Here is a 17,203-nt window from a genome sequence, read left to right on the forward strand (position 1 = left end):
AAAATTTTACAATGAACGTTTCATCAGAGATTTTTTTGAGGGATGAATATACAACCACTTCTTTTAACAGGACGCAAATATCCCTGATTATTCATGGCGACTCAGCTATTTCCGTGACGTCATCTGTTTAAATAGAATGCCTGCCAGTAACTGGTGTATCCATGCTGCCCGGGTAAATCGGGCCTCGTAGCAGAAACCATGCGGCGTGCAGCTTTAGCGGTTGATCGTCCTCTTTTTTACCCTTTCAAAGTGAGGCGACAGATGTTCTTTCATGCCTTTTCGAAAATCTTCGGGTTTTCCTTTTTTCAGCAGGTCGAGCAAATCGCGATGCGTTACTTTTCCTACTTTGGCTTTGCCTGTTAATTTTTGCTCTTCTTTTACGACATATTCAAACACGGGCAGCAATATATTTTGAAAACGCTGAAAAGTGTCGTTGCCTGTCATAAGGTATAGCTTACTATGAAAATCAACTTCAAATTTCAGGCGAAAGGGTTGTTGAATTTTGTTAACCTCCTTTTCCACGATTTGTTCCAACTGATCAATATCCTTGTTGGTAATGCGCGAAAATAAAATATCAGCCAGTCCCATTTCGAGCACCAGTCGCAATTCAAACAGGTCTTGCAGCGTTTTTTGATCGAGAATCAGCGGATCCATTACACGTTCAAAACCGCCCATGATATCCGGCTCGGCCAATACCGTTCCCCGTTTTTTTCTGGATTCGATCATTCCTAACATACGCAGCCTGCTCAACGCTTCGCGCACCACATTGCGGCTAACATCGAGCGCTTCAGCAAGTTCGATTTCCTTTGGAAGCGCGTCGCCTGGCTTAAAAGCCTTCTTCTTTAAAAATTCTCTTAAACGCAACTCTACGATATCAGCCATGGTGGTGGATTCTATCCTCCTGATGTCGTTGCTTAAATTACCGTTTGGCATATAAAAAATTGATGGTGTTATGGAACGAAAGTAAAATTATTTATGAATATGTAGAACAAAAAAAATATATGCACATGAAGTTGGTACGCTGAATTCATTAGTGTTAATGAGCAATGACCTGCGTTCGCAACAACTGTTTGCTTAACCGGCAGGCGATCACTTCCTTAGATGTACCTCTCCCATAAAGGATGAGGATGGATCCATCTTTTAAAACAGCGATATCGGAATAATTGACCACACCCTCCCGAATTAAATATCGTTTGAGCCAGCTATGGCCATTATCTGCACTGGCCTGCAGCACCATGTTGTGCCGGCCGGGACCTTCAGGGAAACTCGACAATAAATAAGATTGATGTTTTACCGTTGTGACATTAAATCCCATATCGACCACCGGCAACGGCCCCATCGAGCCTTCGTGCCAGGAACTCCAGGTAAAACCATTGTCTTCACTCCATGAAAATAATCTCCGTTGCGCGCGCGCCGATCCGCTGGGCCTGGCGTTCATCAACACGCTCCCATTTTTTAGAGCTACAAGACGGCTTTCATTTCCTTCCAGGCTATCCGCAGCGGGTACATAGTTTCCGTTTTCCCAACTCAGCCCGTGATCATCACTGATCAGTACGGATACGCCATACGCGCGCTGCGACCGTTCATATTTAATACTTCGCCTGTGCCACACCTGAACCAACAACCTGCCATTTTTTAGCACGACGCCATGCCCCGGCCCAGGTAAATGAAATGGGCGCTGTAGCGGATCATCAGCAAATAAGTGCGTTAGCTCGACCGGCGCCGACCAGGTTTTGCCATGATTGCGACTTACAATTTTGTAGAGATGAGATGAATCGTTGTGAAAGTTTTGCGCATAGAATAAATGAATACCACCGCGCCGGTCTACAACCGGTGTAGGATTGGCAAAACAAGCGCCAGCCGTGCTTCTCACAATGATCTTTGAAGCGCTCCATGTGCTGCCGCCATCCTCGCTTCGCTTTAATACAATATGGTGGGCGCTTGCATCGCCCGGGCGGATTCTTCCTTCGGCAAACGCAAGAATTGCTCCATTTTTCGCCTCGGCTAATCCATAAACAAAATGCTCTTTAATTTCGCTGTCGCTGCCTGAAGCAGGCCAAACCACCGATCCCTGCGGGGCCTGTGCGTTTGCGAAACCAGCCAACAACATCAATAATGAAAAGATGATGAATTGCGCCATAACGTCCTTTTTATAAATCGGTCGCTGTCAACAACGTGCCGGACTCAAAAAGTTTTTCTGGTGGCATGGAAATAAAAACCATCTTTTCATAAGATTTATTGATTCCTGCTTCGATAAAAAGGCCGAGATTACCATTGGGCAACCGGGTCAGGCTCGAATAGCCGCAAGGCCCTTCATAAATAAGTTTGCTATTCGACCAGCTTTCGCAATTATCAAAACTTGCCTGCAATGTCATATGGGTACGGCCAACAGCTACTGCAGGGTTTAAAAATACATGCATTGGCTTTTGCTTTAAGCCGCCAAAGTTTAGTATACTGGCCTGGCAGATCGATTCGGTTAACTGGTAGTCGTGTGAAACAGGGCTCCAGGTAGCGCCACCGTCTTTGCTAAGGCTAATAGCCCTCGACGATTTTCCGTTGTAAGACCGCATATTCATCATCAGCGTACCGTCCCCGAGTTCGGTCACCTGGCTTTCATTACATCCCGGTTTAATAGCCTCGCTTCTTTTCCATGTTTGTCCTTTGTCGTCAGAATATAACACGTGAGCTCCATACCCGTAAGGCCCTTTCCGAACTTTTCCTTCCGGATCGTCGTAACTATGATTAGCCGGAATCACCAGCCGTCCTTTATAGGCTCCGGTTTTTATCTGTATGCCTATGCCCGGGCCGGTCGCATACCAGCCCCACGACTCGTCGCGGGCAGAAGCGCCCATGCTTACCGGGTTAGACCAGGTGAGGCCGTCGTCGTCAGAATAACAAACAAAGGGCAAGCGCGGCGAAATAGAAGTCTTATTGATGATGGCCGTTTCTCCATCTTTTCCATTATTCCATGATGTCACCAGCCAGATGCGCCCGGTTTCCATGTCCACCACCGGACAAGGATTGCCGCAGGTATTTTGACCATCGTCCCAAACAACTTTTTCTCCGCTCCATGTTTTGCCATTATCGCTGGAGCGTTTTACTAAAAGATCGATATCGCCGGTATCTCCGGCCTCCCGCGCTTCGCAAAATGCAAGCACGGTCCCTTTTTTTGTTACGACCATGGCGGGAATGCGATAGTTGTTATACTTTCCTTTTCCCTGCTCCCACAACACGGATGTATGCACTTTTTTAGGTTTGTCTATGCCTGCGTAAGAGCAACAAAATACAGCCAACCCACATACGAGGCCCAGCAACAAATTTCTTTTCATATACATTTTTTTAAATAAAAGTTTAGACAACGACAACCCAACGCATCAGGTCTTTCGCGGGTTTTAAAATTTAATCATGTTACCTCCTGCCCCATCATCTTTTCCGGTAGGCCTCCAAGACAGCCTGCATCCGACTTTCTACGGCCTGATACTTTTTATTTCCCGTCAGGTTTTCCGTTTCCACACCATCGTTTGACAACTGGTACAACTCCCTTGCTTCGATCGAATCTGTGTTAAGATTATACCATAGCGTGTAGCGAAAATCGGCGTCGCGCATCGTGTAACCCATGTGCGTAGGCTTTTGTGCGGTTATCGCTTTATAGGGGCGGCAAAACTGGCTGAAAGCAACGCCGTTCCATTTCTTTTTCGGATTGCTAATGAGAGGAACCAGGCTTTTACCGCTTAACGGCGTATGGGCATCAATACCACAAAGGGCTGTCAATGTAGGATAGATATCCACTGCCTCCACAATTGCATCAGAATGGCCGGCAGTTTTGGAAAACCCGGGAACAGCGATCAACAGCGGGATACGCGCGTCCAGCTCAAAGTTGGTTGACTTACACCACAGTTCCTGCTCGCCCAAATGATAACCATGATCGCCCACCAAAACCACAATCGTATTCTTATCGAGGCCGAGCTGCTTCAATTCGGAAAGGACTTTTCCGATTTGCGCATCCACAAAACTAATACAGGCATAATAACCTCTTACCAAATCGGCTCTTTGTTGAGGGCTTAGAGCGGCTTCTTTCGGTATGTCGGTATATCCCCGCAATTCCTGCCATTGATGGAAAGCGATATCAGGCGCAGCTTTAGGCCTGGGGATCTTTGCATAATCATCAACAGAAATATCAGCATACTTATCCCAATATTTTTTAGGCGCACAAAATGGAAGATGAGGTTTTTTGAAACCAGTCGCCAGAAAAAAAGGTTCGCCGGAACTTTTATATTGCCGCAGCAACCGAATAGCCTCGTCCGAAATCTTCCCATCGGGATAACCGCTATCAGGCCCTTCAATAAATTCCATGGCTGCGGCTTTCCGCCCGGTCTTATTAACCGACAGATGATAATCCTGGCCTCGTGTTGCCAGGTTTTGCGTTTTAGGAGAAGACCAGCTCACCGTGTCTTCTGTGGCTTTTGTACCATGAAAAATTTTCCCCAGGCCTACGGTTGTGTAACCGCTATTTTTAAAAGCCTGTGGCAAGGTTACGGCGTCAGGCACCTTATCTCGAAAATGTGTTACTAAATCTGTAACCCCGGTCTCGTCGGGCCGCAAGCCGGTAAGCATGGAAGCGCGTGAAGGATTACAAACTGCCTGTTGGCAGTAGGCCCTGTTGAAAACGATGCTTGCTGCGGCCAGCCTATCCATATGCGGCGTGATGACTTTTGAGTTGCCATAGCAACCCAGATCAGGCCGCAGGTCATCCGCCATAATGAAGAGCACATTATATTTCGGAGAGCGGTCGGCGCCAGCCGCATTCAACCAAACAGGCCAACAGGCGACGCAGGCCCAGCAAACAATAAACCTTATTAGCATTTTTTTCAAAAGCATATATTTTAAAAATTAAAATGAGGATCCATAAACGGTTTATAAGGAAGTAGGCTCCTCTCTCTTTTTTCGAGCCCTTCGGTCCGGATCATTTCAAAAAGTTTTCGCGCTACCGATTTATCCGCTAATGCATCATTGGTTTGCTGCTGCCAGTTTTTAAGGGCTGCCTGAAGCCTTTTAAGTACCGGTTCATACTTGCTTTGATCGGCGATATTGCTCCACTCATAAGGGTCTTGCCAGAGATCATACAACTCATATTCCGGCGGATTCTTCATCAGCTGATATGCCTGTCTCGCTGCCGGTGCGAGATTTTTAAATAAAACGGCTTCAGATAACTTAACAGTATGATTCAGTGTGTAAGCAAACCCAGGGTTTTCCAAGCCAGCCAGTGGATTATAAATCAACTTATACCTTTCGTCGCGAACGCTTCGCTGCGGATAGGGTTCATTATTTGAATGCGTATGAAACTCTGTAAACAGGTATCGGCGGGGAATGTAGCTTTCACCGTCGAGCAGCGCGACAAAAGATTTTCCAGGAAGGTAGGCCGGTACTTTTAATCCGGCCCATTCCAAAACAGAGGGGTACACATCGATCGTGCTCACCAAATCTTTCACTCTTTTGGGAGCGGTGCCTTGGGCGTAAACAATAAGCGGAATGCGCACACCGCCTTCGTAGCAGGTGCGTTTTCCCCTCAGCATATCGGCCCCATGATCGCCCATATAAATTACAACCGTATTATCGCCTTTGCCTGATTTATTTAAAACCTCTATCAAATCGCCCACATATTTATCCAGCCGCATGATACTGTTGTAGTAGTTGGCGGTAAGCGTTTTCAGCTGCTCATTTTGAATACCCATATAAGGCAAGGCCTCTGTGTCCTGCGGGAGAAGCGGTTGGGCAGGGACACCATCTACCTGTTTTAAAAAAGGTGCATGGGCATCCGGGTAATTAACCTGTAGGAAAAATGGTTGGGACGATTGATTGATAAACTTTTTCGCCGCTTCGGTATAGCTCTCTAAATTATTCCTCTTAAAATTCGCATCGGAGAGGACTTTAAAATCGAATGGAAATGCGGCTTTCGGATTGATATGTAGTTTTCCGATAATTCCCGTTTCGTAACCAGCCTCTTGAAGGCTTTTGGGAATATTGGGCGTCTTCGGATTAAAAAGCTCATACTTCCAGGTGGCCAAACCAATCTGCCCGTTTTGATGCGGATATAATCCTGTTAAAAAGGAAGCCCGCGATGGCGAACAACCAGCCTGGGTTACATAGGCGTTTTCGAAAACTACACCCCGCTTTGCCAATTGATCGAGGTGGGGTGTGGGGACTGGCGCACCATAACATCCGAGTTCGGGGCCGTTATCTTCCGACACAATGAGCAAAATATTTGGACGTTGCCGGGCGTTCAAACCCAACAAAGCGCAACAACCGATACATAATAAGAAGCCTTTCATGCTTGTCGATAAATAAATGTTTACTAAAAATTCTAATACCTGCCCGATCGTTCCGGTCCGGTATCAATCGCGTGAACAGTGGCATCAAAACTTTGGCGCAACAGATCCATTTTGATACTCGTGTAAGAGGGGTCATCCCACAAATTTCTATATTCATCCGGGTCTTTCTTTAAATCAAACAGTTCCCCCATACTATGCCCGTGATATACGACAAGCTTATATTCCTGCGTGCGGAACATAGTGCCGTAGCCCAGGCTGGCATCGGTACGATCATCGTCATCATAATATTCACTTCTTACAAAATCACGATGATAGCCGGGCGTTTTCTTCCCCGTAAGTATCGGTAACAGGCTTTGCCCCTGCATCTTTTTGTCGCGCGGTAACCCTACCAATTCCAGGATAGAAGGTACAATATCTGTTAGCTCTACCAGAGCATCACTTTGAATATTACGTTCAAACAACGAGGGATACCAGAAAATAAGCGGCACGCGGACGAGGCTTTCATAAAACCGGCAACCTTTGTTGATCAGCCCATGATCACCGGTCATATCGCCATGATCTGAAGTAAAAATGATCAGCGTATTATCGAGCTGGCCGGTTTCTTTTAACACATTGAGTAAACGTCCGATATTCTCATCGATCAAATCAATCTGCGCCCAGTAACGCGCAAGCCTTTCCCGGTTTTGTTTTGCCGTATATTTTTTAGGCTGCGACTGAAATTTGACATTATTAAATACTGATTTCTCTTTCAGATCCGATTCTTTAAAAAGCGGATCAGGAAGCCTGGACAAATCATAACGATCTAAATATTCTTTTGGCGGATCTAAAGGCCCGTGCGGATCGTAGATATTCAGACTGAACATCCAGGGCCATTCCCGCCGGTCAGAAATAAAATCTATCGCCCTGTCAACACACCATGTGGTTTGATGATATTGAGCGGGTACATAGCCAAGTTCGGTTTTAAGTTTTAAAATATCAACGCCCTTGTCGCGCCAATATTTGATATACTGATTAGCAGCTCCTCCCTGATAAGGGCTGTGGCTATAGTTAAACACCTGATAGCCGTCGTCTTTCGCACGCAGCTCGGGCCGGTTCACCATAGCTGAGGAGAGATGAAGCTTACCAGCCAACCCGCATTCATAACCGGCATCTTTTAAAGTTTTAGTAATTAAAGGCGCTGCCTCGGCCCATGTGGCCACACCATTTTTCGTTGTGTGAAGGGTGGAAGGATACATTCCTGTTAAAAAGCTGGCCCGACTCGGCGTACAAAAAGGCGCCTGACAAAAAGCTTTGGTAAAACTGACCCCTTCTTTTACCAGCCTGTCGATATGGGGCGTTTTCACATATGGATTTCCCAAAGCGCCGATGGTGTTCCACTTCTGTTGATCGGTGCAAATCCATAAAATATTTGGAGCGTTTTTTTTAACCTTTATAAACGGGGCATTCCAACCCTTAACCGCATCAGCTTTTTCCTCCGATTGAGATCGTAAACAAAAAGGCAAAAGCATCCAACATCCCATAAAACTCAGGATCAAAAAACACCTTCCGAGCCGTAGCGAAGATGGCTTTATGTTGCTATTCAGCATATATTGGACATCGTTTGATTTCATACGGGCATCACTATTTTTGAAGATCAGCTACCTGCTCGGCGTTGCTGACCGGAATATCTTTTCGAAACGCTACGATGACTTTTTCCCACTCAGGCTCATCTGCCAGATTTTTTGTCTCCAAAGGATCGATTTGATGATCATAGAGCTCTTCGGATCCATCAGCATACTGAATGTAGCGCCACCGCTCGGTTCTCAATGCATGGTTACCTTTCATGTAAGTCATCAGTGCGGGCGGCGTTGTCATTGGATTATTTTTCAATAAAGGCATCACGCTAAAACCGTCCGCTTGCTGCGGAATAGGTAACCCGGCGAGTTCGCAAAGCGTCGGATAAACGACAGTCATGTCAACGGGCGTCCGGATGACAGCATTAGGTTTAGTCAAGCCGGGCGCTACTATCACAAAAGGGATATGGGTTGATTTTTCCCAAAGTGCAAACTTTTCGAAATGCTGCTTTTCTCCTAAATGAAATCCATGATCTGACCAAAGCACGATGATCGTATTATCTTTGTATTGACTTTTATCAAGCGCGTCTATCAGCTTCCCAATCATTTCGTCCGCAAATCCCGCACATGCCTGATAAGCCCGAACATAGTCGGCGTAAGCATTTGGATATGTTGTTTTTGCCTGCATCATGCCTTGCCAAAACCAATCGGTTGGTGCGAGCAATGTTTGCGCGCCCGGTGGCAGGTCCTGCACATCATCCTTAATCAGTTCCGGCATTTTCAAACGCTCCCGCGGATATTTTTCAAAAAATTCCTTCGGCGCGAAAAAGGGGGAATGCGGCTTATAGATGCCGACATTTAAAAAAAACGGGCGATCATGTTTTTGATTAATTTTTTGAATAGCATAATCAACAGTCCGAAAATCCGCTGTTTGCGATATATCTTCGGGCCATGCGCCCCAGTCCGTGTTGCGCGAACCATACGCCGGCAATCCATTCAATTTTTTTTCGGGATACGGTTCGTTGATAGCCATCATCAAATATTCATCAAAGGAGGCATTGTCGTGAAAAGCCCAATCGTTATGGTGATGAAATATTTTACCGGCGCCACAAACAAAGTACCCGTTTTGTTTAAAATATTGTTGGATCGTCTTCGCACCAGGCAGCGCCCTGCGCCAATCGGAACTGTTACCATAAACACCTGTTTTATGAGGTCGGGTGCCGGTAAGCACCGAAGCGCGCGACGGGTTACAAGCCGGAGAAGAAGCATAAGCGTGCGAAAAAAAGGCGCCTCTTCTTGCGAGACTTTGTATATGGGGCGTTTTGATAGGATGATCCGGATCAAACAAGGTTGTCCAATCGTTCATATCGTCGATCGTTATAAAAAGAATATTGGGTTTGCTTTGCTGTGCAGCCATTCCGCAGAGGAAAAGAACCTGCATCAGGAAGCTTACTAAAATCCTTCTTACCCATTTCATTGAAGTGTTTTTTCGTTTTACTTTTTATAAAAGACGATACCTTCCTGTGGGCTTTCCACGCCGCCCTCCATTACTATCAGCAATTTTCCGTCATTGGCGACCACCGCGTCCATCACGCCTGCCGGCGTGTTATACCCCGAATAAGTAGTGTTGGTAAAAAGCGGCCCCAAAGATGTGAACGACGCGCCGCCGTCCGTACTTTCAAACAGCGTCGGCACCACTCCGAAAGCGGGGCCGTCAAATACCCGGTTATCGGATTCGCGGCTGGTTGCATTGATCGTATAAATGCGCCCCCCTCCATGGCTTAGCGCTACCCCGGGATAAGTATGACTGTTATTTGCCGTTGCCATGCCTGAGCCAATTGAAACCGGAGCCGTCCAGGTGGCGCCGCCATCGCTGCTGTAAGACACGCGCTTACTCTGCGGAGAAGCATTACCATGTGTCAACACTAACATCAATCTTGAATCGGCCAGTTCCACCACGGATCCTGCTGTATTGTTGCTACCTCCAAGCACAGCGCCTGTTTGCCAGCTAGCACCGTGATCGTCTGAAAAGGCAACTTTTACGGCCTTGCCGCCATAAACCACCGGCATAACCAATCTATTCTTATAGGTACCCGTTGCGAGCTCAATGCCATGCGCTGAACTACTTTTCAGATATCCCCTCGGAACATCAGCCAAACTTGCCGTAATATCAACGGGGGTTGACCAGGATTGGCCGTTGTCTGTGGAAACAGTTTGATACATCGTCTGTTCCGGCAAATAACTGATACTGCCGTTGACCAGGTTCGTATTTAATTTGCTATAGTGTAAGATAATTTTACCATCAGCCGTTGACACAACCTGGGGGAAGCCGTAAGTTTCATCCGAATCTTCGCCGGCGATCACGATCATTTGATCGTCCCAGCTGCTGCCGTTATCTGTTGAGCGTTTCATGACAATGTCGGTGTTTCCGGCAGGCATGGTATTTTGGGCCACTCTCTCGAAAGCATTGCCTGGATTAGATCTTCCTTCCGCAAAGAGCAATAAATTACCATTTGAAGCCTTCGTAAGCGCGGGGGCCTGTAGTCTGCTATAGCCTTGTTCATATTCATGCATGGCATAATCCATACTAAACATATCGTTGCTCTCGATATAAAAATCATGCATGGTGATGAAATTGCGCCAGGGGCGGATCATCGGTGTGAAATAATACAAACGGCCGCGGGGCATTCTAAATGTAAAACACAGCGTGCCATTTATTTTTACATAAAAGAGATAGTTGTGAATGACCACTTCTATGTCGGCGGGCACGCCCGGAACGATAGCTTCATTCACTGTGGGCCAGCCTTGATCAGGGTTTACCGAAATCGTTGTTCCGTAAAGATCTACGAAGAACGTAGGAGCAATATTACTAAACCCATCCATACCAAAAACAAACTGATCGCCGGTCTCCCAGCTCGTTCCAAGTACCAGCCCGGCGGCCGTGCCGCTAAACGTGCCGATTGTGGCTTTGGCATACATATAAAAACTTTTGCCTTCACCGATCGGAACAAAGTATTTTGATATTACCCAATTAAACTGATAACTATTTGGATTGCCCCCCAGATGGTCGGCATCGGAAAGCGGGTAATAATTTCTGTGAGGCCGCAATCGTACGCCGGTAGATTCTTTCAGCCAGGAAAGGGTATCGTTCATAGGCTTATAGTCAGTAAACCCTTTGAACAAAATCTTTTCATAATCCGGAACATTATCCTTCATCAACCACACGCCTGCCTGCCTGCTCGTGTCGAAAGGAAACGGCAGCGAATCAACTACGTTTACAAAAGAAGTATCCTCAAAAGGTCCGGGCATATCAAAATGTTGTTCCTTGTAACATCCTGTTGACACACTCAGCAGCGCCAATATGGACGCTACAAAGGCTAATATTATAAAGTTCTTTTTCATATCACATGATTATCATTAGTAAATCTGGCGATCGATTATTTAATTAAGATCATTCCCACAATTTGGGGTCAATAGGTATAAACCAGGCCGCTTCGTCCTGAAGTTTTTGAAGAATTTCTTCGCGGCGGGGTGCGCTGTATTTGGCAGCCACAGCGGCAGCCAACTGGTTGGTGCCGGAAAGCCTCGACCACAGCATCAGGTCGTACCAGCGCTTTCCTTCGAAAGCATTTTCGCGCGCCTTCTCTTTAAAAATTAAGGCTAACATAAAGTTCCGATCGCGATAGTTCGTTTCAGCAGGATCCAGTTCTTCCAAACCACGCGCCACGCGCAGCATGTTCACAAAATTGAACGCCGTTGAATAATCGCTTAACATCAGATCGGCCAGGGCCTTATAAAGATAGGCGTCAGCGCTTCTGTAAAGATGCCAGCTGGCGTCGCTCTGATAGCCGGGGCGCATGGAAACTACATTGTCAGAGCCAATATATTTCCAGATGACAGTGTCGCCATCCATTACTTTATAACTAAAACTTGTTCTGATGTCGCCCGGCTCTTTAGAAAAAATGCTGTCGATTGCCCATGCAGAAGGTTTTAAAAAATAACGCCCACCATCTTTTTCGACGGAGGAAGTAAATTCCTGCAAGCGGTTTGTTTCAAAACTATTGGGGTAGCGATAACCGAGCAAAAACAAAGAATGCAACGACGCATACGAACCTGTAAATTGGTTGACCCAGGTTCCGGAAGCACCAAGGGTATGATTGCTGTTTAATACCGGGGAATTGGAAAAAGCCGAAGCCGCCTGGTAATCCCCCAGCCAAAGCGCCAGCTCGGCTGCAAAGGTGGCGGCCATTGCCTGCGATACGCGGCCGTAACGCTCCTGAGCAGGCAATGAGTTTCTATTCCATTGATAATTGATCGGTAAAATACCCAACACCGTTAGTACATCCTCATAGATCATTTGTATCGCCTGGTCGCGGCTTTGCGGGTAATAAAACGAACCGCGAATATCGTCGTTAGAAAGATGATTCACCTTCCTGACTAAAGTGTCGCCTGCCTGGTTTACATAACGAATACCTTCGGCATGGTCTGAAAACATCATGGGAAAGCGCACAAAATTTTTAGCCAGCATAAAATGATTAAATGCTCTCAGTAGCAGCGCTTCGGCATAAAAAGCGGCGGCATCGCGATCAAGAATTTTATCATCGAGCTGCGCGACAGCGTACACTTTTTCTAACTGACGGTTGCACCTTGCGATCGACTGATAAATGCCGGCATAGCTGGTATAGGGGTTTTCCACGCTTATGGAATTGGTTACGAACTCATTGATATAAGGGTCGGGTTCTTTTTGACCCGTGGTAACCATGTCAGCCCTTGCATCACCCCACAAAAGGAATTTATGTACCTCATGTGTTAAAGGTTCATACATCCCGAAGGCACTGGCATTCAGATCTTCCCTGTTTTTATTAAAATCGATTTCCTTGATAACAGCGTAAGGATCGACATCGTAAAAATCTTTGCAACCGCCCAGCAGCAAAGTCAAACAGCCCGATACAAAGATCAAAATGAAACGGCCTAGCATGGCTGGGTTTTGCTTTTGAACCGGCGGCTGGTATATTTTTTTTATTGAATCGTTATTCATAATAAGTTTGTTTATTACGTTAAAGCGACAACTTAATTCCTACAATAACTGCTTTAGGCAATGGCGATGCGCCGAAGTCAATGCCCCGCATCAACGGACTGGAAGAGGAAACCACTTCTGCATCGAGGCCGCTGTAAGAGGTAAGTGTAAAAAGATTCTCACCCGTTATCTTAACCTGCAGGCCCTTGATGAAAGACGCGGTCGGCTTCAAAGGCACATCATATCCTAAACTTAAAAATTTCAGTCTTGTGTAACTGCCGTCTTCCACCCAGAGGCTGGACGCCGCACCGTTGTAGGATGGGTCGCCATAAGCTGCGCGGCTCAACATCCCGTTGCCGGGCGCAGCTTCCGACTTCCATCTATTGGCCACTTCAGGCGACTGATTGGAATAGTCGCTCATCAAATGCAGCCGCTGTTTAAAGCTGTTATAGATTTCCTGTCCGTAAGCATACGCGAAGCGGGCGCTCAGCGAAAGCCGCTTATAATGCAGCTGAGATCCGAATCCTCCATAATATTTCGGCAACAGACTGCCGATCACCTGCTGGTCGCGCTCGTTGATTTTTCCGTCTTTATTCAGGTCGTCGATAATGTAGTCGCCCGCCATATAATTGGTACCATCGGCTTTTTTGAGATTAACATCGGCTGCCGAACTGAAAACACCGGTTATCTTATAACCATAGAAAGAGCCTACGCTTACGGATGGCGCGGCGATACCATTTATATTTCCAAAGCTGTTGATTATATCGCCGTTACTTAACGAAGAAACTTCATTATCAAGGGTGGTCAGGTTGGCGAAAACACTCCAGGAAACCTGCTTTTTCTCAATCAATTTTGCGTTCAGCTGAAATTCAAATCCTTTTGAAATAATGGACCCGTTATTTTCTAAGGAAGGGTTTAGGCCTAACTCGATCGGATACTCCCTCAATGTAATGAGGTTATCCGTTACGCGGCGGTAAATGCCCCCGTCCAGTTCAAGGCGGTTATTAAAAAAACGCATTCTTAAGCCGGCGTCTAAAGCGTTCGTCACTTCGGGCTTAATGTCTTCGTTGGCTATATTGCCAAGATAAACGCCGCCGTAACCAAAGTAGTTGACAGCATAATAAAGATTTTCATGATAAAATCCTCTCAGATCGTTGTTGCCTGTTCTCCCCCACCCTGCTCTTGCCGTCAACGAAGTGGCATTTCCGTGTTCCAACAAATCAAGATAAACCTTTGCGCCGCCATATAAACCCCATCTTCCATTTTGCCCGAAGTTGGACGACCCTTCGGCGTTTACATTAGCCGAAACATAGATGCGATCGAGGACATCAACATTTCCAGAAAAATAAAAGCGGCTGAGGTTTGACGTGAACTTAACGTTGGACGCACTGTCCACAACTCCTTGTTGCAAGGTTTCGTAGTCGTCCGTTCCGGCATTCACTTTTCTTGCATAAAGCGCTTTATCTTCAAAGGTTTCTACCCAGGCGCCCAATTGCGTAGCATACGTGCTGCGCGAGCCCCATTGTCCATTCTTCATTAAAAAGCTATTCCAGATCAAAGTAAACTCGCTGGAGTTTCGGTTGGCATTTTGGCGGATGCGATACTCGTCGTTAACAATGCCCAACGCCGGCCTGTATTGGCTTTCGCGAAGATTATAGTAACTCACTGAGAGCGCAGAATTGAGAGATAAGGATTTACGGGCTTTCCATTTAGCAGAGATAATCCCGTCCACCCTGTTTTCTTCATTGCTATTCTTCATATTATTGACCAACGCCCAGGGATTGCTCTTTCCCAATGCATCAACATTGGCAACTAACTTTGTTTCTTCACCACTGTCGTTATATGCAAATCTTCCAAGAAACGGAGCCTTGGTCACCGCGGTATATAAAGGATGAATACCCCAGTCGTTGCCCTGCTCAAAATATTGAGAGCCGGTGTTCGCATAGCTGAGGTTATTAGTAATTTCAAAAGTGGGCGATAATTTATAATCAAGATTGAACCGCATGGTGGTTCTCCCAAAATGAGCATTGTCGATAGTTTCCTGCTTCCCGGTGTATCCTACGCTAAACATATAATTCGCGTCGCCAAATCCTCCTTTCAATTTTATGTGGTAATCGTTGTAGCGTGCAGGGCGGGTAATCATATCCACCCAGTCGGTATTTTTATTGTAGGCCGGAAGCGAAGCGTCAAAAATCGGATTATTGGCAATTTCGCTTTCTGTACTTCCGTTCTCACTTAAGTATTGCTTCAAATATTCTTTAAACGAAGCCGCCGACATGCGGTCGACGTCGTAGTTGGCACGCATAAAGCCAGTGTTGGCGGTAAACTCAATCTTTGTGCCACCAAACTCCCCGCGATCTGTTGTCAGAAATATCGCCCCATTTGCACCCCGGCCGCCGATAGCCGAAAGCTCATCGGCATTTTTTAAAATCGCCAGCGACTTAATATCATTCAGATTTAAAAAGCCAAAACGCGTAGACTCATACTGTGATAAAAATGGCCTGAATTGCCGGGCATATTTAATGGGAACGCCGTCCACATAAATCTGGGGCGAAGCGTTCATGTTGATCGTATTGACGCCCCTGATCATTAAGAGTGGCGCCGCGCCAATGGCGCCGGATTCGGTAACACTCACGCCTGGGGCGCCGGGCAGCAATTCGGCAAAAGACAGCCCGTCGCTTTGCGACGGCAAAGGAGTCACCGATACCGAATCGATAATCCCTATACGTTCTATACCGATTACGTTCGCCGAATCAGGGCCCGGCCGTTGTGCTTTTGCCGGAGCAGCGCCGATCAACAACAGCATCCCGAAGGCCCATTTCATCGCTTTTATGTATTTCAAATTTTGTTTCATTTCAACGGTTTAATTATTCAACTATAGGAATCAGCTCCAGCATATCCATTAAAAGGTCACAGCAATAAGAGGGAGCAGGGTTGCTACCAAAGCCGGCAAACGCAAAGTAGAGCGCCACGTCCGAACGTTCGGCAACTTCAATTTCGCCACAATAATTATAAGAGAGGTAGTTCCATTCTTCGAAAAATCCATCGCGCGATGCCATGTTTACCTGCTCTTCGACAATGTTATTATTGTAGATCACAATATACTTGCCCCTGGTGGCGGCTCCGCGGTGCAACATGCGAATGCGATAGCGGCCTACGGGCACATCAGGTATGGTCATCCAGAAATAATCGCCCACCTGCGTGGCGTTGAATGCGACAATTTTGCCTTCTTTGTTTTGATGATAACTCTGCGTGCCGGTGTTGAGCGTAATTGTAGCAGGCGATTGCGTAAACACATTCTGTGCGCCATAAGGGCTTCCGGGCGGGTAAAGATTAAATCGGATGGTCGCCGGCGGCGCTTCGACAATAGAGAGCAAAGTATCCACGGAGTGGTAAATGCCGTTGCTTGACACCCGATCAATCCCATAGCTGCGCTCCTGGTTAAAAGGGAAAATTTCGTTGATAAAATATTTTCCAAAAGCATCAACAGAAAAACTCAGTGCTTCCTTGGTGTATAAAGAGTAAAAGCGCTTTCCAGCCAGCAGGTTGAGGAAATAGCTTGAATCGGGAATGATATGATACTTTACCCAATCGTTGAGATTGGGTATATTTTCTTTGGCAAAACCGGAGCGTTGCAATGCGGCGTCGGTTTCGATCAGCAATGTGATCATGCTGTCTTTCAAATAGCTCGTGTAGCCGGTTTCGTCAAACAATGCCAACATCGTTTCGTATTTCCCGCTTGCCTTTAGCGTCTCATAAACCGTTTTCACCGGCGGCCGCAGCACGTTATTAATCACATTAATATAACCATTGGTAAGCTCGATGTTGTTCTCAACAATTTGCGCGGCATTATTCAGGTTGACTGCATCGTACGATTCGGAAAGGTCGGCAATCAGGTACTTATTATTATACACCGTCGGCACAGGCAGCGGGCCAAATTCAAACTCGTTGGTATTCACTTTTTCGTTCAACAAATGGTACTGCACATAATTCAGCCAAAAGTCGGGGCTTTGGTCTGCAATGCGCGCCACCGCCGTGCCTTCTGCAGACAGTTCATTGAAAAGCTGCTGAAACGCCTGGTTATTGGGAATAAAAAGCGTGTAGGATCCTGCTGTTTTAAACAGGCTTCTCTTGCCGGTATATTCGATCAACTCTTTAAATATGCTGAGGTCTTCGCGCGTATCGATATAATCCATAATCTGGATCTCATCAGTGCTGTCGTAACGCGCCCCCGACATATCACGTTTGCAGGAAAAGCCTGCCACCATCAACATCACCAGAACAACAGAAAGCTTTTTCATAAT

Annotated in this window: 11 protein-coding genes; all 11 read right to left on the reverse strand. The window is 46.4% G+C overall.

Annotated elements, in window-relative coordinates:
* Positions 1-213 precede the first annotated feature (213 nt).
* The 11 genes from ABDK00_RS12485 to ABDK00_RS12535 all read right to left on the reverse strand — a co-directional run bounded on the left by ABDK00_RS12485 (position 214) and on the right by ABDK00_RS12535 (position 17,200).
* Positions 214-933 carry a FadR/GntR family transcriptional regulator gene (locus ABDK00_RS12485; RefSeq protein ID WP_346237067.1) on the reverse strand — a complete coding sequence of 240 codons (720 nt, stop codon included), beginning with the start codon at positions 931-933 and terminating at the stop codon, positions 214-216.
* 103 nt (positions 934-1,036) lie between these two features.
* Positions 1,037-2,140: a sialidase family protein gene (locus ABDK00_RS12490; RefSeq protein WP_346237066.1), complete on the reverse strand. Its 1,104-nt coding sequence runs from the start codon at positions 2,138-2,140 to the stop codon at positions 1,037-1,039.
* Positions 2,141-2,150: 10 nt separating this feature from the next.
* Positions 2,151-3,329 (reverse strand): sialidase family protein, encoded by a 1,179-nt coding sequence (locus ABDK00_RS12495; protein WP_346237065.1) that lies wholly within the window; start codon positions 3,327-3,329, stop codon positions 2,151-2,153.
* 94 nt (positions 3,330-3,423) lie between these two features.
* Positions 3,424-4,878, reverse strand: coding sequence for a sulfatase (locus tag ABDK00_RS12500; RefSeq protein WP_425474783.1), 1,455 nt, complete (start codon positions 4,876-4,878; stop codon positions 3,424-3,426).
* A gap of 5 nt (positions 4,879-4,883) precedes the next feature.
* Positions 4,884-6,329 carry a sulfatase gene (locus ABDK00_RS12505; RefSeq protein ID WP_346237064.1) on the reverse strand — a complete coding sequence of 482 codons (1,446 nt, stop codon included), beginning with the start codon at positions 6,327-6,329 and terminating at the stop codon, positions 4,884-4,886.
* A gap of 32 nt (positions 6,330-6,361) precedes the next feature.
* The gene (locus tag ABDK00_RS12510; protein WP_346237063.1) at positions 6,362-7,939 is read right to left on the reverse strand and encodes a sulfatase family protein; all 1,578 of its coding nucleotides are present in this window, start codon (positions 7,937-7,939) and stop codon (positions 6,362-6,364) included.
* Positions 7,940-7,949: 10 nt separating this feature from the next.
* Positions 7,950-9,359, reverse strand: coding sequence for a sulfatase (locus ABDK00_RS12515; protein ID WP_346237062.1), 1,410 nt, complete (start codon positions 9,357-9,359; stop codon positions 7,950-7,952).
* Between the two features lie 17 nt (positions 9,360-9,376).
* Complete coding sequence (locus ABDK00_RS12520; protein WP_346237061.1) at positions 9,377-11,284, reverse strand: sialidase family protein; 1,908 nt, start codon at positions 11,282-11,284, stop codon at positions 9,377-9,379.
* Positions 11,285-11,333: 49 nt separating this feature from the next.
* Positions 11,334-12,920 (reverse strand): RagB/SusD family nutrient uptake outer membrane protein, encoded by a 1,587-nt coding sequence (locus ABDK00_RS12525; RefSeq protein ID WP_346237060.1) that lies wholly within the window; start codon positions 12,918-12,920, stop codon positions 11,334-11,336.
* A 19-nt stretch (positions 12,921-12,939) separates the two neighbouring features.
* A complete protein-coding gene (locus ABDK00_RS12530; RefSeq protein ID WP_346237059.1) occupies positions 12,940-15,753 on the reverse strand; it encodes a SusC/RagA family TonB-linked outer membrane protein in 2,814 nt (937 codons plus the stop codon).
* A 13-nt stretch (positions 15,754-15,766) separates the two neighbouring features.
* Entirely contained in the window at positions 15,767-17,200 is a 1,434-nt protein-coding gene (locus ABDK00_RS12535; RefSeq protein ID WP_346237058.1) for a fasciclin domain-containing protein, read from the reverse strand.
* Positions 17,201-17,203: the final 3 nt, after the last annotated feature.

This window comes from Niabella insulisoli (genome assembly GCF_039652435.2).
GTDB lineage: Bacteria > Bacteroidota > Bacteroidia > Chitinophagales > Chitinophagaceae > Niabella > Niabella insulamsoli.